Below are 25,910 nucleotides of genomic sequence, written 5' to 3' on the forward strand. Positions count from 1 at the left end.
CACGATGGCGTTGTCCGGACACGGTTCGCTACCGCGGGGGATATCCCCAGTGACGAGGAGGGCAATCCCCCTTGCCGGGAGGTCGGAGTGCGACGACCCTGGCGTGATGCGCCGCCTCGTCCGCTGGTTACACCACTGGGGCACGTCGCTGCCCGGACTGCTGCGGCCGCCCGACCGCACCACCGCGTTCCTGCGGTACGGGCTGGAGCGCACCCTGCACGACGGCGCCGCGGCCGAGACCTCGGCGCTGGCGCTCGAACTCGGCATGATCTCCAGCGCGGTGGCCGACCGGGACGTGGAGAAACGACTCGCCGACGCGCAGCGCCGGGTCACCGACATCCTGGAGGACCTGCGCAAGGTCGGCTCGATGATCTACCCGCCGGTGCTGGCCACCACCGGGCTCGGCCCCGGCCTGCACGCCGTCGCGGAGGGCAGAGGACTGCGGCTACGGCTCGACCTGCCCAGTACCGAACTCGGCGCTGAGGCGCGCTCGCGCACCGGGCTACTGGTCGCCGATCACTTCCAGACGTTGCGGCCCGGTAGCGTGGTGCGCGTGCGTGTGCGGGGGCGACGACTCGTCAGGGTGAGGATCACCGATCAGCAACCGGGTGGCGCGATGCCGCGCGAGCGCAGGGCGGTGTTGCGGTGCGCGTAGCGATCGCCGAGGACGGCGCCCTGTTCCGCGAGGGCCTGGTGCTGCTGCTGGAGGCGGCGGGGCACGAAGTCGCGGGCTGCTTCGCCGACGGGGACGCGCTGATCGCGGCCGTGGCCACCGATCCGGTCGACGTCGCGATCCTGGACATCCGCATGCCGCCGGGCCCCGACGGCGGGCTCACCACGGCGGAGCGGGTGCGGGCGCTGCGCCCCGACACGGGCATCCTGCTGCTGTCGCACTACGCGGAGACCCACTACCTCACGCGGGTGCTGGAGATCGGCGCCGAGCGCATCGGCTACCGGCTCAAGGAACGCATCGCAGGCGTGCGGGTGCTGGGCGACACATTGGACCGTATCTCCGCCGGGGAGATCGTCATCGAACCGGCGCTCGCGCAGCGCCTCGTGCGCGGCGGCGCGAGCCAGGACGGCAGCCCGCTCGCCTCGCTGAGCGAGCGGGAGACCGACGTGCTGCGGCTGATGGCCGAGGGCCGCGCGAACAACGCGATCGCGGGCGAGCTGTTCATCTCCGCCAAGGCCGTGGAGAAGCACATCGCCGCGATCTTCACCAAGCTCGGCCTGCCCGGCGACGCGACCGTGCACCACCGCCGCGTGCTCGCGGTGCTGGCCTACCTGCAGGCGAGGCGGATCGACGGATCGGGCGGGTAAGCGAGTGCGTGCCCTACGCAGGCTCACCTCGCGGGGACGTCCGCCGTACGAGGTGGCCGCCGACGTCTCCCCCGCCCGGCTGGCGGCCGCGCTCGTGCGCAACCTCGCCGACAGCGTCGCGGGCCAGGTCGTCTACGCGGTGCCCGGCGAACGGGCACCCGCCGTCGTGGAGTCGTGGCCGCCGGGGATCACCGGGATCGCGGGCGCGGTGGCCGAGGCGCGGGTGCGCGGCGGCGGCTCGGTCTACGTCATCGCCCCGGACCGCTGGGACGACGAAGCACAGGACAGGCATCGCGACACGGCGGCCTGGCTCGGGATGGCGGTGCGCCTGGTCCGGCTCGACGCCGACCACGAGGCGGCGGAACTGCGGGCCCGCAGGCTTGTCGGAGAACTGAACATCGCCCGCACGCGGCTCGCCGTGGTGCGGGACCTGGAACGCCAGCGGCTCGCGGGTGCCGTCACCACCACGACCCTGCGGGATCTCGGCGAGGTGCGGCGCTGGCTGCGGGTGGCCGCCGACGACGGCACCGGCCTGTCCGAGGCGCAGGACACGCTGGACGAGCTGATCGACTCCTTCCGCGTGGTGGTGCGGGGCGTGTTTCCCGCGATGCTGCCCGACTCGGGGCCGAGGGCCGCGCTGGAGGAACTGGCCGCGACGCTGCCGCGCCCGGTGGTGTTCACCGGCGAGCTGGGACTGCGGGCGGGCTGGCAGCTGGAGTCCGGTTTCTACCACGCGGTCGCGGCGGCGCTGAACCTGGTGGCAGGGGCGGAGTCCGCGCAGCCGGTGACGGTGACCTTCGCCCGCGACGACGCGCTGCGCGCCAGGCTGTCGGCGCCCGGCGACGTCGAACTGGGCACGTTGCGCCAGGACATGGAGCGCATCGCGGTGCTGGGCGGCGAGATGCGGTGCTCGCTCGTGGACGGTGTCGCGCACGTGACGGTGCGGCTGCCGGAACGCATCGAGCCGCCGATGTCGACCCACGCCGACCCGGCCGAGCTGGAACGCAGCACCACCTACCGGCAGGTGCGCGAGCTGGTGCGGCAGGGCCAGGAGGCCACCGACGGCACGGCCGAGCGCGCCGCGTGGGACGCGGTGGCGGAACGGCTCACGATGGCGCCCCGGCTCGCGGTGGTCGGCTGCACCGAACGGATCGACGGATTCGACGACCCTGCCGACGTTCGCGGCGTGGCCGTGCTCGCCATCGACGCGCAGCCGGACCGCGCGCTGGCGGAGGAGTTCCTCGCCGACGACGGCCCGAGGGGCGGCGTCGACGCCGTGCTGTGCGTCGCCACGCCCGCACCGGAGTTCCGCAGGGCGTTGCGGGACGCGCGACACCGGGTGGTGCTCGCCGACGCCGGCACGTCGACGGTTCAGGCGGTGGCCGCCGCGCTCGCTGCCCGCGGTCCGGTGATCGCGGCCAAGCGGGCGGTGGTCTCGATGGCCGAGCTGGTGCGGCGTCTGCCCAGCGGGCACCGGCTGCGCTGGGCCGTGGAACGGGTTCGCGTCGACACCCACGAGTTCGCCGAGCTGGAGCTGCTCGACGCCATCGCGCGCGGTGAGCTGCTGCGCGGGGTGGCCGGTGCGGCGGCACGTGTGCTGGGCGCCGAGGGCATCGACCCCCGCAGCAGGCTGGACCTGCCCGTCGACGCGCCGGACTCCGCTGTGGGGGCGGCGGCCGCCGCCGCGGTCGGCCGCTGGCGCGCGCACGCCGAGCACCCCGCGGTCGGCGGCCGCGACCGCGCGGCCTGCGAGCTGCTGGTCCGGACGCTGGAGGGCCTGCTCAGCTGAGCGGCACGTGACTCAGAGCGGCACGCTGCCGTCGACCGTCGTCCCGGCGCCCGGCGTCGAACGCACCTGGACGGTCCCGCCGACCGACCCGGCGCGCGTGGCCAGGCCGGGCAGCCCGTCGGAGGGAGCGCTCACCTCGAAGCCCGGGCCGTCGTCGGCGACCGTGAACTCCAGGCCGTGGTAGCTGTCGCGCACGGCCACCATCACCCTCGCTCCCGGCGCGTGTTTGCGCGCGTTGTTCACCGCCTCGAGCACCACGTAGTACACCGCCGACTCGACCGGCGCCGGATACCGGCGGAGCAGACTCGAGATGTCGAGCAGGACCGTGTCGTAGCGGGCGAGCTGGGTGCGCAACGCCGCGGCGAGCCCGTCGGCCACCAGCGCGCTCGGCAGGATCCCGGCCGCCGTGTCCATCAGCACCCGCTCCGCGTTCTCCAGCTGTGCCAGCAGATCCGCGATGCGCTCGCGGCCCCGCCCCTCGCTGAGCGCATGCTCGGCCACGGCCAGCGACATCCGCAGCGCCACCAGGTGGTGCTGCGCACCGTCGTGCAGATCGCGTTCCAGGCTGCGGCGCTGGTGCTCCATCTCAGCCGCCGCGCGCCAGCGGTCGTCCACCAGCTCCCTGGTCGCCGCATCGCCCTCACGGCGGAGCCGGTCGGTGTCGTCGGCCAGCTGGAACGCCGCGACCACGGGACCCAGCACCAGGGCCACCGCCGGGAGCGGGCCGGCCGACTCCGGAGTGATGAAGAGCCGGCCCCGGACCTCGCCGTCGTAGGTCACCTCGTGCTCCAGCCAGGGCCCGTCGCCCTCGCCCCACCAGAACCGGCGCTGCCCGATCACCAGCGCGCAGCCGGTGGCGCCCGCGTTCTCGCCGACCACGCGGGCGAGCTCGCGCGGGTCCGGATCCTGTCCGTCCCGCGCGAGGATCTCGGTGATCGCGTCGGCTACGCGCCGTTCCCGGGTGCGCACGCCCTGACGTTACCCCGATCGGCCGCCGGACGAACCGGGACGCTCGCGTCCCCCGGGAGAGCTACGCCCAGGTGTCCACCGCGAGGTGACGATTTCCGAGCCACCGGCCCGTAGGTTCCTGGACACGAGAACGGCTCGGGGGGACTGGATGAACGGCGACGGCAGGGCGTCCGCTGTGCTCGCGTTGTGCTGCGTGCTGGTGGCCTGTGAGGACGCCGCGCGGCAGGAGCTGGACGCGGTGGGATCCGGGGAGGAGCACCCCGACGGGCAGGACCTGCTCGTCGGGGTGTCGCCGGTGTGATCGACACTCAGGCGACCAGACCGTGGCGATAGGCGTAGACCACCGCCTGCACGCGGTCGCGCAGCGCGAGCTTGGTGAGGATGCGGGACACGAAGGTCTTGACGGTCTCGTGGCTGATCACGAGCGTCCCGGCGATCTCGCTGTTGGAGAAGCCCTCCGCGATGAGGCGCAGGACCTCCAGCTCGCGGGGCGTCAGCGGGCTGTCGTCCACCGAGCCCTCGACGGGCCGGATGCGGGTGGCGTACACGCCGACGAGCTGGCGCGTCACCTCGGGATCGAGCAGCGCCGCGCCCGACGCGACGGTGCGGATCCCGTGCAGCAGCTGGGCGGGCGGCGCGTCCTTGAGCAGGAACCCGCTCGCCCCGGCACGCAGCGCCTCGTAGACGTACTCGTCGAGGTTGAACGTGGTCACCACGAGCACCTTCACCGGGCGTTCCACACCCGCTCCGGCCAGCCTGCGCGTCGCCTCGATGCCGTCGAGCACGGGCATGCGGACGTCCATCACCACCACGTCGGGGTTCACCCTGGGAGCGAGCTCCACCGCGGCCTTCCCGTCACCGCACTCCCCCACCACCTCGAGGTCGGGTTGCGCGTCGATGATCGTCACCAGTCCGGTTCGGATCAGCAGCTGGTCGTCGCAGACCAGCACCCGGATCTGCTCGGTCACGAGGCGCTCCCCGCCGGAATCCGCGCCCGGACGTAGAACCCGCCGCCGGAGCGCTGCCCCGCGGCGAAGTCTCCGCCGAGCACGTCGACCCGCTCGCGCAGCCCGGACAGTCCTCGTCCGCTCCCGCCCGGCGAGGTCTGTCCGGTGGAGGGCGAGCCTGCGTCGTCGGTGTGCACCTCGACGGTGATCTCCCGCTCGCCGTGCAGCACGTCCACCGACGTCGGGCTGCCGTGGGCGTACTTGAGGGCGTTGGTCAGCGCCTCCTGCACGACGCGGTACGCCACCGGTCCCGCGGTTCCCGCGCGCGGCGCGGGCGTGCCCCGCTCGGTGAACTCCACCGGCTGCCCGGCCCGGCGGGTCTGCTCCACGAGCGGGAGGAACCCGTCGGCGCGCTGGTGCCCGGCCGTGGTGCCGTGCTCCGGGTTGAGCAGATCGAGCAGGTCCCGCAGATCGGAGATGGCCTGCCTGCCGGTGTCGGTGACCGACGCCAGTGTCGCGTCGAGGCGCTCCGGCTTCGCGGCGAGGTAGCGCGCCGCCTCGGTCTGCACCACCATCGCCGTCACGTGGTGGGTCACGACGTCGTGCAGTTCGCGGGCGATGCGCGTGCGTTCGGCGTTGCGCGTGTCCTCGGCGACGCGACGGCGGCGTTCGGCCTCCGCGACGCGCGTGGCGCGCAACCACGAGCCGATCCCGAACGCGAGGACCAGCGCCAGGTAGAACATCACGTACCCGGCCAGCGACTCGGTTCCGCCGAGCAGATGAAACGTCACCGTCAGCGGCACGTAGGCGACCGAGAAGGCGAGCATGGTGACCCGCCTGCGTTTCTCCAGTCTGGAGCCGGTGTTCACGAGGACGATGGCCAGCGCGGTGCCCGCGAACGTGTGGTAGCCGCGCAGCTGGTCGAGCACGAACCCGAGCGACACCAGCGTGAGACTGACGGCGGGCCACCGGCGGCACATGGCCAGCGGCACGCACTGCAGCGCGATCGCCACGATGGCCAGCACGTCGTAGGGCCGGTTGGACATGCCACCGAACTGCGTGCCGTGACTGTGCAGCGCGGGCACGAGTGACCCGACGAAGAGCAGCACGCCGATCGGGAGGTACCACGCCACGCCGTGGAACCGGCGCCACAACTCCGGGACTCGCCGAAGATCGATCACCCGGAAAGCTTAGTGGTGGCCACCCGGACGTGGGACAGGTGCCGCTGGCAGCTCCCGGCGGGGCGCGAACGGGCATCACGCGCTGTCCGTTCGGGCACGGTTCGGCCGAGGTCCTTGACTGTCGCGTGTGGACGCACACGAAACCGGGCCCGCCGAACACGAGACCCCGGAGGGGTTCGTGCCCGGTGGGCCCGGGTTCACGTGCTGACCATTCAGGCGGCGACAGCACCGCCGGTGGTCTCGCCGATCCAGTCGAGGTAGGCCGGAACACTGGTGTAGATCGACGGGCCCGTGGCGCAGGTCGGGTCGTTGTTGCCGGTGCGGCTGGTGGCACCGATCAGCTTCCAACCGTCACCGTCGGCGACCACCTGCGGTCCGCCGGAGTCGCCGTAGCAGGCGCCCGAGTCACCGTTGGGGTTGTCGGTGCACAGCTCGGTGTTGGCGTCGATGCCGGTGCAGTCAGCGGCGTCGACGACCTGGGTGTCGAGCTGCTGGAGCTCGTCGGGAGCGCCACAGCCGCCGGACTCGGGGCAGGTCTGGCCCCAGCCCATGATCCGCGACTCGGTGCCTGCGGGAGCGGAGTCGGCCACCGCCACGGGCTCCGAGGTGGCGGGCGCGTCGAGCTTGATCAGCGCGATGTCACCGGTGCCGGTGGGGCCGTAGTCGGGGTGCACGATGATCTCGGCGGCCTGTGCTTCTTCGCCGCCGGAGGCCCATTCGGTGCTGCCGAGGCGCAGCGAGACCTCGGAGGCGCTGGAGCCCTCCACGCAGTGCGCGGCGGTGACCACCCACTCCGGGTCGATGAGCGAACCACCGCAGAAGTGCTGACCACCCGACTGCAGCGACGCCATGAACGAGTAGGCCTGGTCGGCCGGCTGTCCGCCGACGATGAACGGCGTGACCGGCGGCTCCGCGGCGGCGGCAACTCCCGGCGCCGCGACACCGAGGGCCGCGGCTGCTGCCGCGACCACTCCCACCAGTAGTGAACGTACCCTCATGCTCTGGCTCCTTCCCGACCTCACGTTGGGTTATTCGGAAGGTAACGAGGGGGATGAACCGGGTGACACCCGCGAAAGTTCCTAGTGTGGCATCCGAAAGGAGGGGCTACTCTCCGTCGATCTTTGCTCACCCGGATGGTCGAGACCAACCGCGTGGGACCAGAACCCCTTGAGCCACCACGTGATCCCCGACCCGGCCGCACCGTGCCTCGTCCAGTGAGGACGGCGCGGGTGTGACGTTTCCCAGTGAAGCGTCAGAGTCTGGCCACCTTGCCGCCTGCCAGCTCGTAGGTCGCGGCGACCACCGTGACGCCGTCGTGCGCGACCGCGTCGCGGATGATGCTCGAACGCTCCTGCAGGTACTGACCGCTGCGGCGGGCCTGCTCGGCGACACACGCGGCAAGGTAGGCATCGGCGTCGGAGTCGGCGGGAGTGGCCCGCACGGCGGGCTCGATCGCCCGGACCAGCGTCGAGATGTCGCCGTTGACCTCGGTGCCGTTCCGCACCACGTCGACCGTCGCCGAGACCGCGCCACAGCTCTCGTGACCCAGCACCACGATCAGCGGGACGGACAGGTGCTCGACGGCGTACTCGATACTGCCGATCACCGCGGTGTCGAGCACCTCTCCCGCCGACCGGATGACGAAGAGGTCACCGAGACCCTCGTCGAAGACCAGCTCGGGCGTGACACGCGAGTCGGCGCAGCCGAGCACCACCGCGAACGGGTGCTGCCCCTCCACGAGCGACTCCCGCCACTCCAGCGACTCGTGCGGGTGCTTCTGCCTGCCGTCGACGAACCGGTCGTTGCCCCGGACCAGCTTGCGCCAGGCCTGGCCGGCGGTCAGGTCCGTCGCTTTCGGATCGGCGGCGCGGCGCGACCCGGCTGCCGGCACCGCGGCACTCGCGGTCCCCGCCGTGGCGAGCGTGGTCGCCGCGGCTCCGGCGGTGATCCCCAGAAGTGTCCGCCGGGACAGGCCATTGTCCCCAGAAGTATTCACGTTTCGCAGCATTTCGCATGCGCATTGACACTCACAAGAGTGAAAACGGAGCATGCGGGGTCAAACTATACGATACGGAAAGTGATTGCCGTCATAGTCGTCGCCCAGAGTGCCGCCGCTGGTCCTCAGTGGACTCTTCCTGCGGGACCCGTGCCGTCACGAGCTGACGAACGAGGCGACGATCGAGACGGCGGCGGCGAGGATCAGCGTGTTGAACACGAAGGCGAACACGCCGTGGACCAGCACCTGGCGCCGCATGGCCTGACTGGTCACCGACACGTCGGTGGTGCCGGAGGTGGCGCCCACGGCGAACGCGAAGTACAGGAAGTCGATCAGCCTGCGCTCCTCGTCGCCGGGAAACGACAGCCCGCCGTCGTTCACGAACACGGTGAGGTAGGTGATGGCGAAGCCCACCTGCATCGAGATCCAGCCGGTGACCACCGACAGAATGCAGATCGTGAACAACAGTGCCGGTGGCGTTCCGAGTGTCCGGAACATCGGCATGACGACCACGGTGGTGGCCAGTGCCATCACGGCGGCGACCTTGGGCAGGTCCTGAGTCGGCGAGCCGAACAGGAAGTGGGTCACCTTCCGCTGCCGCAGGCCCCGCACGAGCACCCGCAGACCCTCGGCGTCGCGGCCGCGGTAGGTGAGCCACGTCAGCAGCACGTAGGTGATGGCGTAGATGTCCCACGCCGCGATCACCTTCACCACGTTCTCGCCCGGCACGAGGAAGCCGAGTGCTCCCGGCAGCAACGGAAACTGCTGCCGGAAGAACTCGCGGTGCCACCACCGTGGCCCTGCCGCGCGGATCGACTCGTCTGCAACTGCGCTCGGCATGACCTGGCTTCCTCACGTGCGTCGGCGACCTGCCCGATCTAACACGGCGCGCGGGAGCGGATCGGTTCAGGGTGCATACCGTCACACGTTCTGCGCCGCGGGCTTCGTCGATCGCGCCCTGGGCCCGCTGCCCTGGTGCGCGATCCCCCGCTTCCGCACGATCAGCGCCGCGATGAGCGAGATGACCGCCGCGAAGGAGAGCCAGACCGCGGGCATGGCCGCGTTGCCACCGGAGAACTCGATCAGCGATGTCGCGATGGCCGGGGTGAAACCGCCGAAGATCGCCTGGGCGAGGCTGTAGGCGATCGCGAACCCGGTGACGCGCACGGTTTCGGGCATGATCTCGGTGAGCGTCACGACCATCGCGCCCTGGTACGCGCCGTACAGCGCCGAGAACAGCAGCAGCACCGTCAGCAGCCTGCCGAACGACGGGTCCGACGTCAGCCAGAGCAGCATCGGGTAGCCCGCGACGGCCGTCACCGCGGAGGCCGTGACGAGCAGGCGGGTCCTGCCGATGCGATCCGAGAGCGCGCCCATGACGGGAATCCAGATGAAGTTGGACAGTCCGACGCAGACGGTCGCGACGAACGAGGCGAGGTAGCCGAGGTTCAGTTCGCGTTCGCCGAACGTCGGCGTGTAGGCGGTGATGAGGTAGAACATGACGCTCGTCAGCGTCACCAGGCCGACGGCGACCGAGACGATCGGCCAGGCGGAGGCGAACGTGCGGAAGATCGTGCGCACACTGGGCGTGCTGCGGCTGGTGCGCTCGGAGAACGACTCGGTCTCCGGCAGGGTGCGCCGCACCCAGAAGATGAACGGCAGCACGAGCGAGCCGATGAGGAACGGGATGCGCCAGCCCCAGTCGTTGAGCTGGTCCTGGGTGAGCGAGGCCGACAGCACCACGCCGACGACGGCGGCGAAGACCACGCTGAGCTGCTGACTGGCCGACTGCCAGCTCACGTACAGCCCGCGACGGCCGGGTTTGGCGATCTCCGCCAGATACACCGACACCCCGCTCGACTCCGCACCCGCGGAGAAGCCCTGCAGCAGTCTGCTGAACACGACCAGGATCGGCGCGGCGATGCCGATCGTGCTGTAGGTGGGCACCGCGGCCAGGATCACCACGCTGACGCCCATGATGCACAGGCTGACGATGAGCCCGGCCCGCCTGCCGCGGCGATCCATGTAGGCACCCAGCACGATCGCGCCCAGCGGGCGCATGAGGAACCCGACACCGAAGGTCAGAAACGACAACATCATCGAGACGAACTCGTTGCCGGTGGGGAAGATCGCGGTCGCGATGGCGCCCGCGTAGAAACCGTAGACCGCGAAGTCGTACATCTCGAGAAAGTTGCCCGCAGCGGCCTTGACGACGTTGCTCCGCGGGTTCGTCGTTGATCGGGAGCCGGACATCCGCCCTCCTGGGTTGTTCTATTATTTAGAACGTTGTGTCATTTTTCGGGACGAGGCCGACAGTCTTGACCTCGACGCGCGCGAATGTCAACGGATTGACGGCGCCAGAACGCAGTCGGTATCGTATTTTGAAACGTTGTCCTGTATTTTAGAACGCATGGACAGCACGCTGATGAAAGGACTGCGAGTGCTCGAAACGCTCGCGCGAAGCCACGAACCCCGGGGAGTGAGCGAGCTGGCGCGCCAGCTGGACCTGACGCGCAGCAATGTGCACCGCACGCTCCAGACGCTGACGGCCGCGGGCTACGCGCGCCAGGGCAGCACCCCCGGCACCTACGAGTGCACGCTGAAACTGTTCGAACTGTCCAGCGCCGTCATGGACCGCGTCGACGTCACACGCGTCGCCGCGCCGCACATGCGCAGGCTCGCGGAGGTCACCGAGGAGACGGTGCACCTGTCGACGCTGTCGGGCGCCGAGGTCGTCTACCTGGACAAGATCGAGAGCCCGCAACCGGTGCGGGCCTACTCCTCGATCGGCGGCCGGGCGCCGGCCCACTGCGTGGCGTCGGGCAAGGCACTACTCGCCGAGCTGAGCGAGTCCAATGTGGACGCGCTGTTCGGCGACGAGGTACCGGCCTCGACCGGTCGCGGCGTGCGCGACCGCACCGAGCTGGCGGCCGAGCTGGCCTCGATCCGCGAGCGCGGCTACGCCGTCAACCACGGCGAGTGGCGGGAGTCGGTCGGCGGCGTCGCCGCGGTGATCGTCAACGCCGCCGGTGCCGTCGAGGCCTCCATCGGCGTGTCCGGCCCGCTCGAGCGCGTGGAACCCAACTCCGGCGGCAGCTACCGCGACGCCGTGGTCGAGGCGGCGAGGGCGATCTCGCTCGACCTGGGCTGCACCGCCTATCCCCCGCGACGCGAGTCGCGGACCTGACCCGTTACGAACTCACGAAGGTAAGGGTGTTTGCTGATGGTTGTCCCGCTGCGCGATGTCCGGGTCGTCGAGCTCTGCACCGTCGCGTCCGGACCGTACTGCGGCATGCTGCTGGCGGATCTGGGAGCCGATGTCGTCAAGGTGGAGTCCCCCGCGGGTGACACCATGCGGCAGTGGCCGCCGATCACCGACGGCTTCAGCGACAACTTCGCCTCCCTCAACCGCAACAAGCGCTCCGTCGCACTGGATCTGAAGGACCCGGAGGACAACGCGACCGCGCGCAGGCTCATCGCCGAGGCCGACGTCGTGATCGAGAACTCCCGGCCGGGTGTGATGGCCAAGCTCGGGCTGGACTACGCCACCGTCAGCGCCGATCAGCCCGGGCTGGTCTACGCGTCGATCTCCGCGTTCGGGCAGGAGGGCCCGCGTTCCCGCGAGGGCGGCTTCGACCTCACCATCCAGGCCATGAGCGGCATCATCAGCGTCACCGGCGAGCCCGGCGGTGCACCTGTGAAGTGCGGGGTGCCGATCTCGGACTTCGCCACCGGGCTCTACGCCGCCTTCGCCGTCGCCGCGGCACTGCGCGAGGTCGAGCACACCGGGCAGGGCACCCACATCGACGTGTCGATGCTCGGTTCCTCGCTCGCCATCGCCGCACTGCAGGTCAGTGAGTACTTCGGCAAGGGAACCGATCCCGGCAAGCTCGGCTCGGCCCACCCGCGCAACGCGCCGTACCAGGTCTTCGCCGCCGCCGACGGCCACGTCGCCATGGCAGCGGGCAACGACAAGCTGTGGCGCGCGCTGTGCGGCGCGCTCGACAGGGACGACCTCGCCGCCGACCCGCGCTTTTCCTCCACCACCACCAGGGCGCAGCACCAGGACGAGCTCAGGGAACTGCTGGAGACCCAGTTCGCGGGGCACTCCGCGGCCGAACTGATCACCCTGTTCGAAGACGCGGGCGTGCCGTGCGCCCCGGTCAACAGCTACTCCGAGGCGCTGGCCGACTCACAGGTCGAGCACATGGGCTGGGTGTCGGACCTCGACCTGCCCGGCGGGCGCGTGACCCGCACCTTCGGCTCACCACTGCGCTTCGGCGGCGAAGCGCCCGAGATCCGCCGCAGGCCTCCCTCGCTCGGCGAGCACAACGCCGAGGTCGTTGCCGAGCTCGGGGAGGCGTGATGAGCGAGCTGCGCGTCAACCGCAGTGGCCGCGCGCTGACGCTGATCCTCGACCGGCCCGCCAAGCGCAACGCGCTGTCGGCTCCGCTGGTCGAGCAGCTTATCGACGCCGTGGAAGGCGCCTACGCCGAGCCCACCGACCTGGTGGAGTTCCGGGGCGAGGGCAGGACCTTCAGCGCGGGCTTCGACTTCGGCGGCCTGGCCGAGACCACCGACGGCGAGCTGCTGCACCGCTTCGTCCGCATCGAGCACCTCCTGCAGCTCGTGCACCACGCGCCGTTCGAGACGGCCGCCTTCGTGCACGGCAAGGTCTTCGGCGCCGCGGCGGACCTGCTCTGCGCCTGCTCCCACCGCATCGCCGCGCCCGGCTCGGCGTTCCGGCTGCCGGGGCTGGCGTTCGGCATCGTGCTGGGCACGCGGAGGCTGGCCGAGCGCGTCGGGTCCTCGGCCGCGCGGTGGATCCAGGGCGAGGGCGCCGTCCTCGACGCGGAGACCGCGCTGCGGCTGGGCCTGCTCACCGAGCTCGCCGATCCGTCCGACTGGGACGGACGGCGGGACGCGCTGGCCGAGCGCTCGGGCCGGCTCACCACGCAGGCGCGCGCGAGCTTTCACAGGGCGCTCACCGCGGACACCGCCGACGCCGACCTGGCCGAGCTCGTGCGCTCGGCCTCGGTGCCGGGTCTGCGGCAGCGCATCCAACGATTCCGGGAGGAGAAGGCGGCGTGACGACGACAGGCAAGATCGGGTCGCTGGCGGAGCTGGCGGCACACATCGGGGACGGTGACTCCGTCGCGCTCGGCGGCAGTTTCCTGCACCGCGGACCGTTCGCGCTCGTGCGGGAACTGGTGCGCGCGGGGCGACGGGACCTGGAGATCGTCAAGCAGTCGCCCGGCTACGACATCGACCTGCTGTGCCGGGCGGGCGCCGTCCGCAGGGCACGTGCGGGCATCGTGGCGATGGAGGGCAACTTCGGGCTGGCGCCGTGGTATCGCAGGGCCATCGAGAGCGGCGCCGTCGAGCTGGAGGAGCACGCCTGCGCCACGTTGACCGCGGGCATGCGCGCCTCCGCCTTCGGCGTGCCCTTCCAGCCGATCGCCGGTGTCCACGGCTCCGAGCTCGCGACGCTGAACAAGTGGGCGGAGCTGCCCGACCCCTACGGTTCGGGCAGCACGGTGTGGGTCATCCCGCCCATCCGGCCCGACGTGGCGGTGATCCACGTCAACGAGATCACCGAGCAGGGCGACGCGCGCGTATTCGGGACGACGCACTGGGACCGCATCATGACCCGCTCCGCGAAGAAGGTGCTGGTGGTGGCCGAGCGGGTGGTCGACGCCGCCGAGTTCAGCGCCCGCCCGGAACTGACGCTGGTGCCGCACTTTCTCGTCACGGCCGCGGCCGTGGTCCCCGGCGGCGCGTGGCCGGGATCGTGTTCGCCCGGCTACGGCATCGACTACGACGCCGTGAGCGACTACCTCACCGACGACGAGCACAGCCTCACCGCGCACCTCGACCGTGCCCCCGAGACGACGAGGAGCCAGCCCGCATGAGCACCGACTGGTCCCCCTTCTCCTACCTCGTGACCAACCTCGCTCGCTTCGTCCGGCCGGACGAGGTCACCTTCAGCGGCGTGAACTCCAGCTTCCCGATGCTCGCGTGCCTGCTGGCGAAACAGGCCTACGAGTTCGACTTCACCTACCTCAACGTCGCGGGCGGCGTCGACCCGGAACCACCCTACGCGCCACTGTCCAGTTCGGACCCGGTGCTGACCCACGGCTCACGGTCGATCTTCGCGAACGAGGACTTCTACGACCTCTGCGCGCGGGGCGGCATGGACCTGTGCTTCCTCGGCGCCGCCCAGATCGACGGGCATGGGCGCACCAACGTCTCGTGCATCGGCGACTGGCACCATCCGAAGGTGCGGCTGCCCGGTGGCGGCGGCGCGGCGGTGATGCTGCCGACGGCACGGCGAAGCTGCACGTGGCGCACCGAGCATTCACGCCGGGTGCTGGTGGAGCAGCTCGACTTCGTCACCGCGTCGGGCGGGATGCACGGCGTGGTCACCCCGATCTCGGTGTTCGTCCACGACGGCGAGCGGCTGCGGCTGGACTCGTGGCATCCGGACGTCACGCTGAACGAGGTGATCGAGCGCACCGGTTTCGCCGTCGACACCACGCACGCGCGCCCGACCGAACCACCCACCGACCGCGAGGCCGCCGCGCTGCTCGAACTGGACCCCTTCGGTGCGTTCGAGCGCGACGCCGCGGTGGCACTGCGATGACGGCAGCGTCGTTCGCCGAGCGCGTCGAGCAGGCACTGCACGAGCACGCCGAGCACGGGCGCGTCGCGCTGAGCGGCACGTTCGGGCAGGTGTCCTATCGCGACCTCGCGGAGCGGGTCGCGCGCGCCGCGGCCACGATCCACTCCTGGGACCTGCCACACGCCTCGGTGCTCGGCATCGCCGCGCCGAAGTCGCCGGAGGGGGTCGCGGCCTTCCTCGGCGCGCTGCGAGCCGGGGTGTGCGCGTCCTTCCTGGAACCGAGGCTGGGCCCGCGGGCCACCGAGGAACGGATGCGCCTGTTCGGCATCGAGCGGGTCCTCGTCGGCGGCACGGGCGATTTCTCCGTGCCGGACGCGGCGGCCCGGCCGCTCGACGAGCTCTTCTCCGCGTCGCACCGGAGCTCGCCACTGCCCTACCCCGCCAACGGCAACCACGCGATGATGCTGTTCACCTCCGGCAGCACGGGACAGCCCAAGGCCATCAAGCTGACGCACGCGAACCTGCGCGCCAACGCCGACGGCGTGCTGGAGCGCACGGCGCTCGGTCCGGACGACCGGCTGCTGCACCTCATGCCGGTGCACCACACCAACGGTGTCAACAACCAGCTCATCGCCCCGCTGCTGGCAGGCTCGGAGATCACGCTCGTCGAGCGCTTCGACGCGGCGGCGCTGCCCGCGCAACTGGCACAGCACGACCCGACCATCGTGACGGGCGTGCCGACCATGTACCTGCGCGCGCTGGAGCACCTGCCGGACGACTACCGGCCCAGGCGGCTGCGTTTCCTGCGCTGCGGCTCGGCGCCCATCACGCCCGAGCAGCAGGCCCGCATCGAGGCGGCGTTCGACGTGCCGCTCGTGCTGTCGTACGGACTGTCCGAGGCCACGTGCACCTCCACGATGAACCCTCCGGGACTCGCTCGTCCCGGCAGTGTGGGCACGGCACTGGCCGGGCAGCGGATCGGGATCTTCGCGCCCGGCGGCGACACGCTGCTGGGCACCGGAAAGGAGGGCGAGGTCCGCATCGCGGGACCCACGCTGATGAGCGGCTACGTCGGTGGCGAGGACAACCCGGTCCGGGACGGCTGGCTGCACACCGGGGACCTCGGCAGGCTCGATGCCGAGGGCTACCTCACCATCAGCGGCCGCATCAAGGACGTGATCATCAGGGGCGGCGAGAACCTCGCGCCCGGGGCGATCGAGGCGGTGCTCGCCCGGCACTCGGGGGTGGCGCACTGCGCCGTCGTGGGCGCCGAGCATCCGGACCTCGGCCAGGTGCCGCACGCCTACGTGGTTCCGGCCGGGGACTCGGACCCGCCGTCCGAGAACGAGCTGCGCGAGCACGTGCGGGCCGAGCTGTCGCGCGCGTACGTGCCCGAGCGGGTGTCGCTGCTCACCGAGCTGCCCCTCAACCCGGTCGGCAAGATCGACCGCGCCGCGCTGCGCAGGCGGTCCTGACACAGCGGCAGGCCCCGGCACTCGCTGCGAGTGCCGGGGCCTGCCGGTGGTACTGCGCGCCGGGCCTCAGCCCTGGGCGGGCGGCAGCGTGAACGACGGGTCGCCCACGGACAGCTGCTTGGTGTACATCTGCTTGTAGAGATCCAGGTACACCGCCTGCTCACCCGGGACCTTCTGGTCATCGGCCGGGTTGTCGAGCGCCAGCTCCAGCTGGGCGTCGTCGACGGTGATCGTCTGGTAGGACGGCGTGTCGATCCAGTCGCTCAGCGGCCCGGACTCGATCGTGCCGACCTCGACGGCCAGCGAGTGGCCCTTCGCGAGGGTCCAGTCGGTCGACTTGAGGTCGAACTCCGCCTCGCCCGAGCCGACCGTGGCGACCTGCTCGTCGAACATGACGGCGGTGCCGTCTGGTGCGACGTCGTGGAGCTTCACCATCACGTTGCCGTGGCCCTGGGTGTTCAGCGAGACCCTGGGCGTGCCGGTGATCCGGGTGGCCTCACCGACCGGCTCGGACCACTTCACGAAGCTGCCCTCGGGCGAGGCCTCGGGCTCGGCGCCGTCGTCCACATAGGATCCTCCACCGAGGCTGATCGACTCGGAGCGGTCCTGGACGGGCCAGGTGTCCTGGGTGCGCCACTCGCCGGTGTTGTCCTGCACGGCGAAGTTCGGGTAGTCCTTGGTGGGCTCCTCGCCCTTGAGGTACTGGTCGTAGAAGCTCATCGTCTCCTCGAACCAGCCCTCGCGGCCCATCTCCAGGCGACCGTCGGCGGCCTTGTCGTTGCCGCGCTTGTGGTCCCACGGGCCGATCCAGCCGCGCTGCGGGCCCTCGTGGTTCTCGAGGAACTCCTGCATCCCCTCGGGCTCGGTGTTCCACTCCAGGGTGCCCTGGGTGAACAGCAGCGGCGTGTCGGTGCCCTTGGCCTGGCTCGCGTAGTCGCGGGTCTTCCAGTACTCCGCCTCGGGATCCGCGGTCTGGTAGCCGGCCCGGTTGAGCAGGCCGCACTCCGGGTGCGCCTTCTCGTACTCGGCGTTGGCCCGGTAGCGCTCGTCGTCGTCGGGCAGCTGCGGCAGCAAGGCGATCTGCTCGTAGGTGTTGGCCACACTGACGATCGTCGAGCGCGGCACGCCGTTGGAGCGCATGTTGCGGTAGAAGTCCCAGATGGGCTCCTGCGCGATGACGGCCTTGAGCGCGTCGTGGTCGAGGTTGTTGGCCATCAGGCCGGTGATGGCGTCGAAGGACTTGCCGTACGTGCCCACCGACCCGGTCGACCACGGCTGGCTCGACGCCCAGTCGAGCGCCGCCTTGATGTCGGCCTGGTCGCCCGCCCCGGTGGCGTCGAGGCAGCCGCTGGAGCCGCCGAAGCCACGCAGGTCCACCATGACGAAGGCGTAGCCGCGCTCCATCAGGTCGGCACCCTCGATGAAGTCGTTGAACCGCGGCGACGGGCCGGTCTGCTCCCAGCCCTCGTCCACGATCTGGCCGGAGTGGCCGAAGTAGGCACCCGTCGACAGGATGACCGGAACCTGCTCACCCTCCTCGAGCCCCTCAGGGAGCAGGACGTCCGCGTGCAGCTCCACATCGGACCCGTCCGAGGACGGGAAGTAGTGCTGCGTCCAGGACGCCCCCTCGGGCACCCGCTCGTTCTCGGCGTGGGTCACCGGGTCGTCGGCGGTGGCGACGGCGCCGGCATCGGCTCCCTCCGCGACTCCGCAGCCCGCGAGCGCGGCTGTCAGCGCGACGGCGGCCGCCGCGCTCGCGGCCACTCTGGTCTTCTTCATGTGCTCCTCCGTACGTGGTGAGGTGCGGGTGGTGCTCAACCGGGCGTCGAGTCCGGCTCGGCGCACCGGAACGGACAGGTGCTTCGCCACAGGCGGGTCGCGGCCGGGCCGGTCACCGCTGTCGAAGTCATGACTTGATCTCACCGGAGTCGGCGCCCCGCTGCCAGTGCGACCACGTCACCGATCGGGCGTGACATTGTTCGGGGTGAACATGTGACGTGGTGTCACTGGTGGACGGCAGCGCACCGGCGAACTGTGCCCCAGGGACCAGCAGGTGTGACACCGCTTTCCCTCGCGCAGCCGGGATTGGCGAGAACTCGACACGCGTATCGCCGGTGCCGCATCAGGTCTGAACCATAGCCCGATCGGGTCCACGTGGTTCACCGTTTCGGCGGACTACACCGGGAGAGCTGGAGGTCTCCCGTCGTAGCGAGTCCGTCCCGCGCCGGTGAACCGGCGCGGGACGGACGATGTGCGACGGGTCAGAGATCCCCGGCGCGCTCGTAGAGGCCGCGTACCGCGTCGGTGAAGGCGGCCGCGTTGAGGTCCTCCGTCGTGCCGTCGGGATTCGTCGTCCCCTTGCTGGTGACGGAGAAGATCGTGCCCTTGCCGGTGGCGGGATCGACGTCCCGCAACCACGGCCCGCCGCTCGAGCCACCGGCCATGTCGCAGTCGGACGTCCACGACGAGTAGACCGAATTGGACTCGAACGTCGCGGGCAGTTCGCACGACACAGGCGACTTGCCGCGGGTCAGCTTCGACGCCGGGTAGCCGACGATCGTGCTGTCCACCGGCGAGGGCACCTCGTCGAACGAGATGTCCTGGGTGCCGACGAGGTCCTGGACGTGCTTGCCGTCCACCGGGTCCACGGCGAGCACGGCGTCGTCGTCGGCGGAGGCCATCGGGCCGCCGTAGGTGTCGGGCCACGCGTAGGCCCGCACGGGGAAGAGGCCGTGCGGGGCCTTGCCGTCGTCGAAGGCAGGCGCGAAGACCACGTTGGTGATCTCGATGGGCGTGTCGTCGGGGGTCAGCCCGCCGTTCACGCAGTGCCCCGCGGTGAACGCGACGTCCTTGGAGGAACTGGGCACCACGGTGGCCGTGCAGGACCCGTCGCCGCCCGGCGTCGAGGTGTAGAACAACCTGCCGAGTCCCGGAGGCGGCGCCCCCTCCCACTCCGTGCCGATCTTCTCGGCGGGTGCCAGCCGGTCCTCTGAGGACAGAGCCTCGATCCGCTCCGGCGTCCAGTAGGACACGGCGGCGTCCCGGTCCGCCTCGCTCACCTCGGTCACCACGTCCCCGGACGCACCGGCCGGAGCAGCCGTCACCGCCAGCGCGGCACCGAGCACCGCGACCATCGCCCCCGAACGCACAGCAATTGATGTCATGTGCGGGAGACGCGACGAGCGAGTGCGGCGTTGTGCCCGTTCGTCCAGAATCACCTGCCGGTGCGACCCACGCGCGTGCCTCGGCTAGCCTGGACAGATGCCCGCGATCGAGCAAACGTGACCCGTTCAGCCCTGCTCGTGATGGACCTCCAGCAGGTCATCGTCGCCCGCATCACCGACGCCGATCCCGGCTACCCGGAGCGCGTGGCACGCGCCGTCGCCGCGGCCCGCGCCGCGGGGATGCCCGTGGTGTACGCGGTCGTCGGCTTCCGCGCCGGACATCCCGAGGCCAAGTCCAGCCCGTTCTTCAGCGCGCTGCCCGACGGCGCGTTCACCGACGACGATCCCGGCGCCGCGATCCACCCCTCGGTCGCGCCGCGGCCCGGCGAGAGCGTGGTCACCAAGAAACGGATCAGCGCCTTCACCGGCAGCGACCTCGACCTCGTCCTGCGCGGCGCCGGTGTCGGCCACCTGGTCCTGGCCGGACTGTCCACCAGCGGTGTGGTGCTGTCGACCCTGCGCCAGGCCGCCGACCTCGACTACCGCCTCACCGTGCTGGCCGACGGCTGCGCCGACCCCGACCCCGAGGTCCACCGGGTGCTGACCGAGAAGGTCTTTCCCCGCCAGGGCACCCACGTGACCTCCGTCGAGGCCTGGGTCGGCGAGCAGGCTCAGGACGCGGTGGAGCTCACCGGCGACGGCCACCGCGAGCCGGGTTCGGCGGCGTCGTAGCGCTCGTCGAGCCGGTCGTCGAAGCGCACGACCTCCCACTCGCCGTGCCCGGTCGGCCGCGAGACGACCGTGGTGCGGCGCAGCGGCGCCTCGGTGGCGAGGCGGTGCCGCACCACGGCGTCGACGTCGAGGTGTACCAGCCCGTGTGCGGCGGCGAACCGGCCGACCTCCTCGCCGCGAGCCAGCTCGACCGGCCGCTCGACGGAAACGATCTCGCACAGTGCTCCGGCCGCGGGCAGCCCGGCCAGCCTGGCCAGGTCGGCCGCGGCCTCCGGGACCGCCGGTACACACAGCACTCCCCCGGCGTGCGCCAGCACGGGCACGACGTGGCCCGGTCGCGTGAAGTCGTCCACATCGGACTCGTCCGAGGCGAGCGCGGCGATGGTGTTAGCCCGGTCCGTCGCGGAGATCCCGGTGCCCTCGGCCCGCAGGTCGACCGTGACCCGCTGCCGGTCGCCGCCCGGCCACATCGCGGGCAACCGCACGCGGTCGCACGCGGCCCCGGTCAGTGCCACCCGGACGAAGCCCGAGCCGTGGCGCACGGTGAACGCCAGCAGCCCGGGGCTCGCCGTGGCGGCGGCGAACACGACGAACCCGGTTCCGTCGGCGTCGCTCACGACCACGGCCCGGCCATCGGCGAGCGCACGCAGCGCGGTGGGTACGGCGTTCATCGTGTTCTCCCTGCCCTGGTTCGGATGCGGCTCACGCGCGCTGCTTGGCCTTCTGCCGCCAGCTGGTGAGCACGCGCTCGGTGTAGCCGTTGGGCTCCGTGCGCCCGGTAAGGACGAGCTCGAGCGCGGCCTGGAAGCTCTCGCTGCCCTCGAGGTCCTTGGCCATCGGCGGGTAGCCGGGCTCACCCTCGTTCTGCTCGTCGACCAGCGCGGCCATCCTGGCGAAGGTGTCGCGGACGGTCCGCTCGTCGACGACTCCGTGGTGCAGCCAGTTCGCGATCAGCTGCGACGAGATCCGCAGCGTCGCGCGGTCCTCCATCAGCCCGACGCCCTCCAGGTCGGGCACGGTGGAGCAGCCGATTCCGAGCCCGACCCAGCGCACGACGTAGCCCAGGATCGACTGCGCGTTGGTCTCCAGCTCGTGCGTCGCCTCCTCGGTGGAGAGCTCGCGGTCGAGCAGCGGCAGGACCAGCAGCCTGTCGCGGTCGGTGGCCCGCCCGGCGAGCTCGTTCCACACGCCGTGCACGTCGGTGCGCAGGTAGTGCAGCGCGTGCAGGGTCGCCGCGGTGGGCGAGGGCACCCAGGCGCAGTTGGCGCCCTGGCGCGGCTGGGCGACCTTCTGCTCCAGCATGTCGGCCATCGCCGCGGGCTTGGCCCACATGCCCTTGCCGATCTGAGCCCGGTGGGCGAACGAAGATCCCAGGGCGACGTCGACGTTGCGGTCCTCGTAGCTGCCGAGCCACACCGAGGACTTCATGTCGCCCTTCGGGATCACCGGCCCGGCGGCGAAGCAGGTGTGGATCTCGTCGCCGGTGCGGTCGAGGAAGCCGGTGTTGACGAAGATGACCCGGTCGGCCGCCGCGGCCACGGCGTGGGCGAGGTTGACGCTGGTGCGCCGCTCCTCGTCCATGATGCCGATCTTGAGCGTCTTCGCGGGCAGGCCGAGCTTCTCCTCCACCGCGGCGAACAGCTCGACGGTCAGGGCGACCTCGTCGGGCCCGTGCTGCTTGGGCTTGACGATGTACACCGAACCGGCGCGCGAGTTCGAGTGGCGGCCGGCGCCTGCCAGGTCGTACCGCGCGGCCGCGGCGGTGACGAGCGCGTCGAGCACTCCCTCGGCCACCTCGGCGCCGTCGGCGGTGCGCACGGCGCTGGTGGTCATGTGGTGGCCGACGTTGCGGACCAGCAGCAACGAACGGCCGGGCAGGGTGAGCGGGTCGCCCCCGGCGCCGGTGTACTCGCGGTCGGCGTGCACGCTGCGCACTGTCTCCTTGCCGCCCTTGACGAAGGTGGCGGTCAGCTCACCCGTCATCAGGCCGAGCCAGGTGCGGTAGGCGTTGGTCTTGTCCTCGCCGTCGACGGTCGCGACCGAGTCCTCCAGGTCGACGATCGTGGTGATCGCCGACTCCAGCAGGACGTCGGCCACCCCCGCGTGGTGCTGCCTGCCGACGCGGTGGGCCGGGTCGATGGTGAGCTCCACGTGCAGCCCGTTGCGGCGCAGCAGCACGCCGCCTCGGCCGTCCCCGTCCGCGCCGCGGAACCCGGCGAACTGGGCGCTGTCGGCCAGCCCGGTCTCCCCGCCGGGCAGGAACACGACGAGGCCCCGCTCGTCGGCCGTGTAGCTCCGGGCCTCCGCGTGCGAGCCCGCCGCCAGCGGGAACAGCTCGTCGAGCAGCGCGTCGGCCGCCGCGATCACCTGGGCGCCGCGCTGCTCGTCGTAGCCCGGCGCGAGCTCGTGGTCGCTGGGCAGCGCGTCGGTGCCGTAGAGCGCGTCGTAGAGCGAGCCCCAGCGGGCGTTGGCGGCGTTAAGTGCGTAGCGGGGCACGGTGGCGGGCACCACGAGCTGCGGGCCGGGGATCTCGGCGATCTCCGGGTCGACGTCGCCGACCGAGATCGGGGCCGCGTCGTCGGTGGGCAGCAGGTAGCCGAGCTCGACCAGGAAGGCCCGGTACTGCTGGGGCGTGCCGGCGCCGTGGGTGGCGTGCCAGTCGTCGATCCGGGCCTGCAGCTCGTCACGGCGGGCGAGCAGCTCCGAGATCCGGGGGGCGAACCGCGCCTGCAGGTCGGCGAGCGCGTGCCAGAACGCCTCCGGGCCGAGGTCGAGTCCGGTGAGCAACTCCCCCTCGACGAACTGCCGGAGCTGGGGGTCGACCTGCAGTCCTGCGTTCGAGGCCATCACGGCCTCCTCTCCTCGACGTTGTTGTGCGGTTGGTCGTGAGGTTAGAAAACTTCCTGGTGCGTCGCGCGGCGGCGTCCGAAGGACCTCATCGCGATGGCCCCCAGCACGGGACCGGGAACCAGCACGAGGAAGGCCCACCTCCAGCCCATCATGTCCACGGCGAGCGGCACCAGCTGGATGCTCACGACGGTCAGGCCGAACCCGAGCGCGGTCTGCGCGGTCAGGGCGGTGCCGACGTAGCGCGCGTCGGCCGTCTCGGACAGCGCGGTCGAGAACACACCCGAGTCGGCGATCACCGCGGCGCCCCACACCGCGCAGAAGACCAGCAGCACCACCGGGGCCGCGCCGAACGCCAGCGGGGACACCAGACAGCACAGTCCACTGAGGACCAACGCGGTGACGGCGGCGGGCGAGCGGCCGAACCGGTCGGCTCCCCAGCCGCCCACCAGACATCCCGCGACACCCGCGAGTCCCATGGTCGCGAACACCGCGACCTCGGCCGACACCGGCAGGCCGTCCGCGGCGGGGCTGGCCCGCAGGAACGACGGAATCCACGTCCACAGGGCGTAGAGCTCCCACATGTGACCGAAGTAGCCGAGGTTGGCCAGTCTCGGGCCGCGGTCCCGGAACATGCCGATGGCGTAGGAGGCGTTGCGCACCGGTGCCGAGGCCGCCGCGTGCGGGCCGGGCCGCACGCACAGCGCCGCGACGACGGCACCGGTCAGGCTCGCCGCGGCGGCGACGACGAGCACGACCTGCCAGTCCCACGAGCCGAGCCCGCTGATCAGGTGCGGCAGCGCGGAGCCGAGCGTGAGCGCGCCGACGAGGATGCCGAGTGCCTTACCCCTCGCGGCCCGCTCGGACCACGACGCCATGAGCTTCATCCCGACCGGGTACACGCCCGCCAGGAAAACGCCGGTGAGGAACCGCAGCGGCACGGCGACGTCCAAGCCGGTCGCCCAGAACGCGACCGCCAGCGTGCACACCGCGGCCGCCGCCGCGCTCGCCGCCAGCAGCAGGTGCGGCGGCACGCGGTCGGCCAGGTTGAGCGTCGTCGAGACGACCGCGCCAGCCACGAACCCGAGCTGCACCGACGCGGTGAGCCACACGGCTCCGTTCGCGGAGATCCCCCAGTCCTGGGTCAGGCTGGGCACGACGGCGGAGACCGAGAACCAGACCGCGAGCCCGAGTACCTGGACCGCCGCGATGAGCAGCCGCTGGATGGCCGGTGTCACGCCGCGGCGATCCGGCGGAAGCGCGAGCCGTGGAACAGCAGCGGGTCGGTCTCTGGCCGCGCGCTGAGGGACTCGATGCGCAGCAGCGCGATCACGTGGTCGCCCGCCGGGACCTCCTCGTGGATGCTGCAGTCGAGCCACACGCTCGCGCCGTCGAGGAACACGGCCCCGTCGGCGGACGTGGACACCGCCAGTCCGGCGAAGCGATCGCCATGCTTGCGCGACAACTGCGTGCCCGCCGTGTCGTGGGCGTCGGCCAGGATGCTGACGCCGATCCGGGCAGCCGTGCGCAGCCGCACCCAGGTCGCCGAGGCGAGGTCGGCGCACACCAGCACGAGCGGCGGGTCGAGCGAGACCGACGTGAACGAGCTCATCGCCATGCCCACCGGTTCTCCGCCGAGCTCGGCGCACACCGCGGCGACGCCGCTCGGATGGCAGCCGAAGGCGCGCCGCAGCGTCGCGGGATCGGTCACCGGGGCGAGCCGACGTTCGGCGAACTCACTCTGCATGGACACTCCAGCGGGACGCGGCGGACCAGGACTCCTCAACTATCGCAACGGTGTTCGCATCATGTCATCGGGACATGTCCACAATCAACGCCACGCGAATTGTGAGCGCGCTTGATTTCCCTTGTCACGCAAGGCCGAGCAGGTCGCGCTGACGGTCCGTGATCATCTCGTCGATGGCGCCGATCACCGCGTGCACCCTGGCCAGGCGCACGTGCTCACGGGGCAGGACGAGCCAGTAGCCGCCCTCGAACTCGAGCTCCGGCAGCACGGGCCGTAACCGCGCGTCGGGTTCGGCGATGAACTTCGGCAGCGCGGCGATCCCCACTCCCGCGGCCGCGGCCTGCCACTGGGCGAAGATGTTGGTGGACTGGATCTGCGCAGGACTGGGCAGGGCGTCGTGGATGCGCCGCAGCGGCACGACGTCCAGCAGCTGCTCGACGTAGGAGATCATCGTGTGCCCGTGGCCGCTGAGATCGTCCACCGTGGTGATCGGCGGGCGGGAGCCGAGGTAGTCCTCGGTCGCGTAGAGCCCCAGCTTGTAGGCGCTCAGGAACCGGCCCTGCACCCGCGGCGAGGTGGGCTGTTCGAGAGTCACCGCGACGTCGAAGGTGCGCACGCTCTGGCTCAGGTGCACGGTCGCGGTCACCATCTCGATGGTCAGCGCGGGGTGCCGCTGCCGCAGCTGGGACAGCGCGGGCGCGAGCAGGAACGCGCCGAAGCTGTCCGGGGTGAGGACGCGGACGTTGCCCTGTAGTTCGGCGCCCCGGCCGCCGAGCAGCTCGTGGGCCGAGACGACGGCCGCCGCCACCTTCTCGGCGGGCTCCACCAGCAGCTGTCCCGGTTCGGTGAGGACCCAGCCGCTGGGCTTGCGGTCGAACAGGCGCTGGCCGAGCTCGCGCTCCAGCGTGGTGAGCCTGCGGCCGACGGTGGTGTGGTCGACACCGAGCTCCTCGGCCGCGCGGGCGAGCCGTCCGTGGCGGGCGACGGAGAGGAAGTACCGGAGGTCGTCAGCCGTCATCACCCGTGCATCTTTGCACACCACAGCGCTGATCTGCTCATTGTCGGTGGATAGATGCACGCCTAGCGTCGGGTTCCGTGACACAGCCGTCCGGGTGCGGGAC

25 protein-coding genes are annotated in these 25,910 nt (G+C 71.3%); 11 read left to right on the plus strand and 14 right to left on the minus strand.

Annotated elements, in window-relative coordinates; genetic code table 11:
* Positions 1-106 precede the first annotated feature (106 nt).
* From JHE00_RS25980 to JHE00_RS25990, 3 genes are read left to right on the plus strand one after another with little or no spacing between them, the layout of a single operon-like run.
* Positions 107-655, plus strand: coding sequence for a histidine kinase (locus JHE00_RS25980; protein ID WP_200322839.1), 549 nt, complete (start codon positions 107-109; stop codon positions 653-655).
* A complete protein-coding gene (locus JHE00_RS25985; RefSeq protein ID WP_200322846.1) occupies positions 646-1,320 on the plus strand; it encodes a response regulator transcription factor in 675 nt (224 codons plus the stop codon). The genes JHE00_RS25980 and JHE00_RS25985 overlap by 10 nt, the downstream gene beginning before the upstream one ends.
* A 4-nt stretch (positions 1,321-1,324) precedes the next feature.
* Positions 1,325-3,109: an amino acid adenylation domain-containing protein gene (locus JHE00_RS25990; RefSeq protein ID WP_200322848.1), complete on the plus strand. Its 1,785-nt coding sequence runs from the start codon at positions 1,325-1,327 to the stop codon at positions 3,107-3,109.
* Positions 3,110-3,121: 12 nt separating this feature from the next.
* On the opposite strand, the gene JHE00_RS35965 is transcribed toward JHE00_RS25990, so the two are convergent.
* The gene (locus tag JHE00_RS35965; RefSeq protein ID WP_200322850.1) at positions 3,122-4,078 is read right to left on the minus strand and encodes a sensor histidine kinase; all 957 of its coding nucleotides are present in this window, start codon (positions 4,076-4,078) and stop codon (positions 3,122-3,124) included.
* 148 nt (positions 4,079-4,226) lie between these two features.
* Here JHE00_RS35965 and JHE00_RS26000 point away from each other — a divergent pair, with 148 nt between their 5' ends.
* Positions 4,227-4,379 carry a hypothetical protein gene (locus JHE00_RS26000; RefSeq protein WP_200322852.1) on the plus strand — a complete coding sequence of 51 codons (153 nt, stop codon included), beginning with the start codon at positions 4,227-4,229 and terminating at the stop codon, positions 4,377-4,379.
* A 7-nt stretch (positions 4,380-4,386) separates the two neighbouring features.
* Here JHE00_RS26000 and JHE00_RS26005 read toward each other — a convergent pair whose 3' ends face one another.
* The 6 genes from JHE00_RS26005 to tcuC form a co-directional block, all read right to left on the minus strand.
* A complete protein-coding gene (locus JHE00_RS26005; protein ID WP_200322854.1) occupies positions 4,387-5,046 on the minus strand; it encodes a response regulator in 660 nt (219 codons plus the stop codon).
* A complete protein-coding gene (locus tag JHE00_RS26010; RefSeq protein WP_200322856.1) occupies positions 5,043-6,206 on the minus strand; it encodes a sensor histidine kinase in 1,164 nt (387 codons plus the stop codon). Before JHE00_RS26010 ends, JHE00_RS26005 begins: the two co-directional genes overlap by 4 nt.
* Before the next feature lie 212 nt (positions 6,207-6,418).
* Positions 6,419-7,204, minus strand: a complete 786-nt coding sequence (locus JHE00_RS26015; protein WP_200322858.1) for a S1 family peptidase — start codon at positions 7,202-7,204, stop codon at positions 6,419-6,421.
* 254 nt (positions 7,205-7,458) lie between these two features.
* Positions 7,459-8,202 (minus strand): carbonic anhydrase, encoded by a 744-nt coding sequence (locus JHE00_RS26020; protein ID WP_200322860.1) that lies wholly within the window; start codon positions 8,200-8,202, stop codon positions 7,459-7,461.
* Between the two features lie 156 nt (positions 8,203-8,358).
* Positions 8,359-9,042 (minus strand): DUF1345 domain-containing protein, encoded by a 684-nt coding sequence (locus tag JHE00_RS26025; protein ID WP_200322862.1) that lies wholly within the window; start codon positions 9,040-9,042, stop codon positions 8,359-8,361.
* 81 nt (positions 9,043-9,123) lie between these two features.
* Complete coding sequence (tcuC, locus tag JHE00_RS26030) at positions 9,124-10,455, minus strand: tricarballylate/proton symporter TcuC (RefSeq protein WP_200322864.1); 1,332 nt, start codon at positions 10,453-10,455, stop codon at positions 9,124-9,126.
* Positions 10,456-10,612: 157 nt separating this feature from the next.
* Here tcuC and JHE00_RS26035 point away from each other — a divergent pair, with 157 nt between their 5' ends.
* Genes JHE00_RS26035 through JHE00_RS26060 form a run of 6 tightly spaced genes read left to right on the plus strand, consistent with a single transcriptional unit; the run spans position 10,613 to position 16,299 of the window.
* Positions 10,613-11,389 carry an IclR family transcriptional regulator gene (locus JHE00_RS26035; protein WP_200322866.1) on the plus strand — a complete coding sequence of 259 codons (777 nt, stop codon included), beginning with the start codon at positions 10,613-10,615 and terminating at the stop codon, positions 11,387-11,389.
* 36 nt (positions 11,390-11,425) lie between these two features.
* Complete coding sequence (locus JHE00_RS26040) at positions 11,426-12,568, plus strand: CaiB/BaiF CoA transferase family protein (protein ID WP_200322868.1); 1,143 nt, start codon at positions 11,426-11,428, stop codon at positions 12,566-12,568.
* Positions 12,568-13,293, plus strand: a complete 726-nt coding sequence (locus JHE00_RS26045; RefSeq protein WP_200322870.1) for an enoyl-CoA hydratase/isomerase family protein — start codon at positions 12,568-12,570, stop codon at positions 13,291-13,293. The genes JHE00_RS26040 and JHE00_RS26045 overlap by 1 nt, the downstream gene beginning before the upstream one ends.
* Entirely contained in the window at positions 13,290-14,114 is an 825-nt protein-coding gene (locus JHE00_RS26050) for a CoA transferase subunit A (protein WP_200322872.1), read from the plus strand. Before JHE00_RS26045 ends, JHE00_RS26050 begins: the two co-directional genes overlap by 4 nt.
* Positions 14,111-14,845: a CoA-transferase subunit beta gene (locus JHE00_RS26055; RefSeq protein WP_200322874.1), complete on the plus strand. Its 735-nt coding sequence runs from the start codon at positions 14,111-14,113 to the stop codon at positions 14,843-14,845. Before JHE00_RS26050 ends, JHE00_RS26055 begins: the two co-directional genes overlap by 4 nt.
* A complete protein-coding gene (locus JHE00_RS26060; protein ID WP_200322876.1) occupies positions 14,842-16,299 on the plus strand; it encodes a class I adenylate-forming enzyme family protein in 1,458 nt (485 codons plus the stop codon). Before JHE00_RS26055 ends, JHE00_RS26060 begins: the two co-directional genes overlap by 4 nt.
* A 66-nt stretch (positions 16,300-16,365) precedes the next feature.
* On the opposite strand, the gene JHE00_RS26065 is transcribed toward JHE00_RS26060, so the two are convergent.
* The gene (locus JHE00_RS26065; protein WP_200322884.1) at positions 16,366-18,078 is read right to left on the minus strand and encodes a CocE/NonD family hydrolase; all 1,713 of its coding nucleotides are present in this window, start codon (positions 18,076-18,078) and stop codon (positions 16,366-16,368) included.
* A 482-nt stretch (positions 18,079-18,560) separates the two neighbouring features.
* Positions 18,561-19,463: a trypsin-like serine peptidase gene (locus JHE00_RS26070; RefSeq protein ID WP_230425002.1), complete on the minus strand. Its 903-nt coding sequence runs from the start codon at positions 19,461-19,463 to the stop codon at positions 18,561-18,563.
* Between the two features lie 117 nt (positions 19,464-19,580).
* Between JHE00_RS26070 and JHE00_RS26075 the strand changes: the two genes are divergently transcribed.
* Positions 19,581-20,195 carry a cysteine hydrolase family protein gene (locus JHE00_RS26075; RefSeq protein WP_307832113.1) on the plus strand — a complete coding sequence of 205 codons (615 nt, stop codon included), beginning with the start codon at positions 19,581-19,583 and terminating at the stop codon, positions 20,193-20,195.
* Here the strand turns inward: JHE00_RS26075 and JHE00_RS26080 are convergent.
* The 5 genes from JHE00_RS26080 to JHE00_RS26100 form a co-directional block, all read right to left on the minus strand.
* On the minus strand, positions 20,135-20,866 hold the full coding sequence (locus JHE00_RS26080; RefSeq protein WP_200322886.1) for a 3,4-dihydroxy-2-butanone-4-phosphate synthase: 732 nt from the start codon (positions 20,864-20,866) through the stop codon (positions 20,135-20,137). The genes JHE00_RS26075 and JHE00_RS26080 overlap by 61 nt on opposite strands.
* Positions 20,867-20,897: 31 nt before the next feature.
* Positions 20,898-23,042, minus strand: coding sequence for a malate synthase G (locus tag JHE00_RS26085; RefSeq protein ID WP_200322888.1), 2,145 nt, complete (start codon positions 23,040-23,042; stop codon positions 20,898-20,900).
* 44 nt (positions 23,043-23,086) lie between these two features.
* Positions 23,087-24,280: an MFS transporter gene (locus JHE00_RS26090; RefSeq protein ID WP_200322890.1), complete on the minus strand. Its 1,194-nt coding sequence runs from the start codon at positions 24,278-24,280 to the stop codon at positions 23,087-23,089.
* Positions 24,277-24,789 (minus strand): flavin reductase family protein, encoded by a 513-nt coding sequence (locus JHE00_RS26095; RefSeq protein ID WP_200322892.1) that lies wholly within the window; start codon positions 24,787-24,789, stop codon positions 24,277-24,279. The genes JHE00_RS26090 and JHE00_RS26095 overlap by 4 nt, the downstream gene beginning before the upstream one ends.
* A 124-nt stretch (positions 24,790-24,913) precedes the next feature.
* Positions 24,914-25,807, minus strand: a complete 894-nt coding sequence (locus JHE00_RS26100; protein WP_200322894.1) for a LysR family transcriptional regulator — start codon at positions 25,805-25,807, stop codon at positions 24,914-24,916.
* Positions 25,808-25,910: the final 103 nt, after the last annotated feature.

The organism is Prauserella cavernicola (assembly GCF_016595675.1).
Taxonomy (GTDB): domain Bacteria; phylum Actinomycetota; class Actinomycetes; order Mycobacteriales; family Pseudonocardiaceae; genus Prauserella_A; species Prauserella_A cavernicola.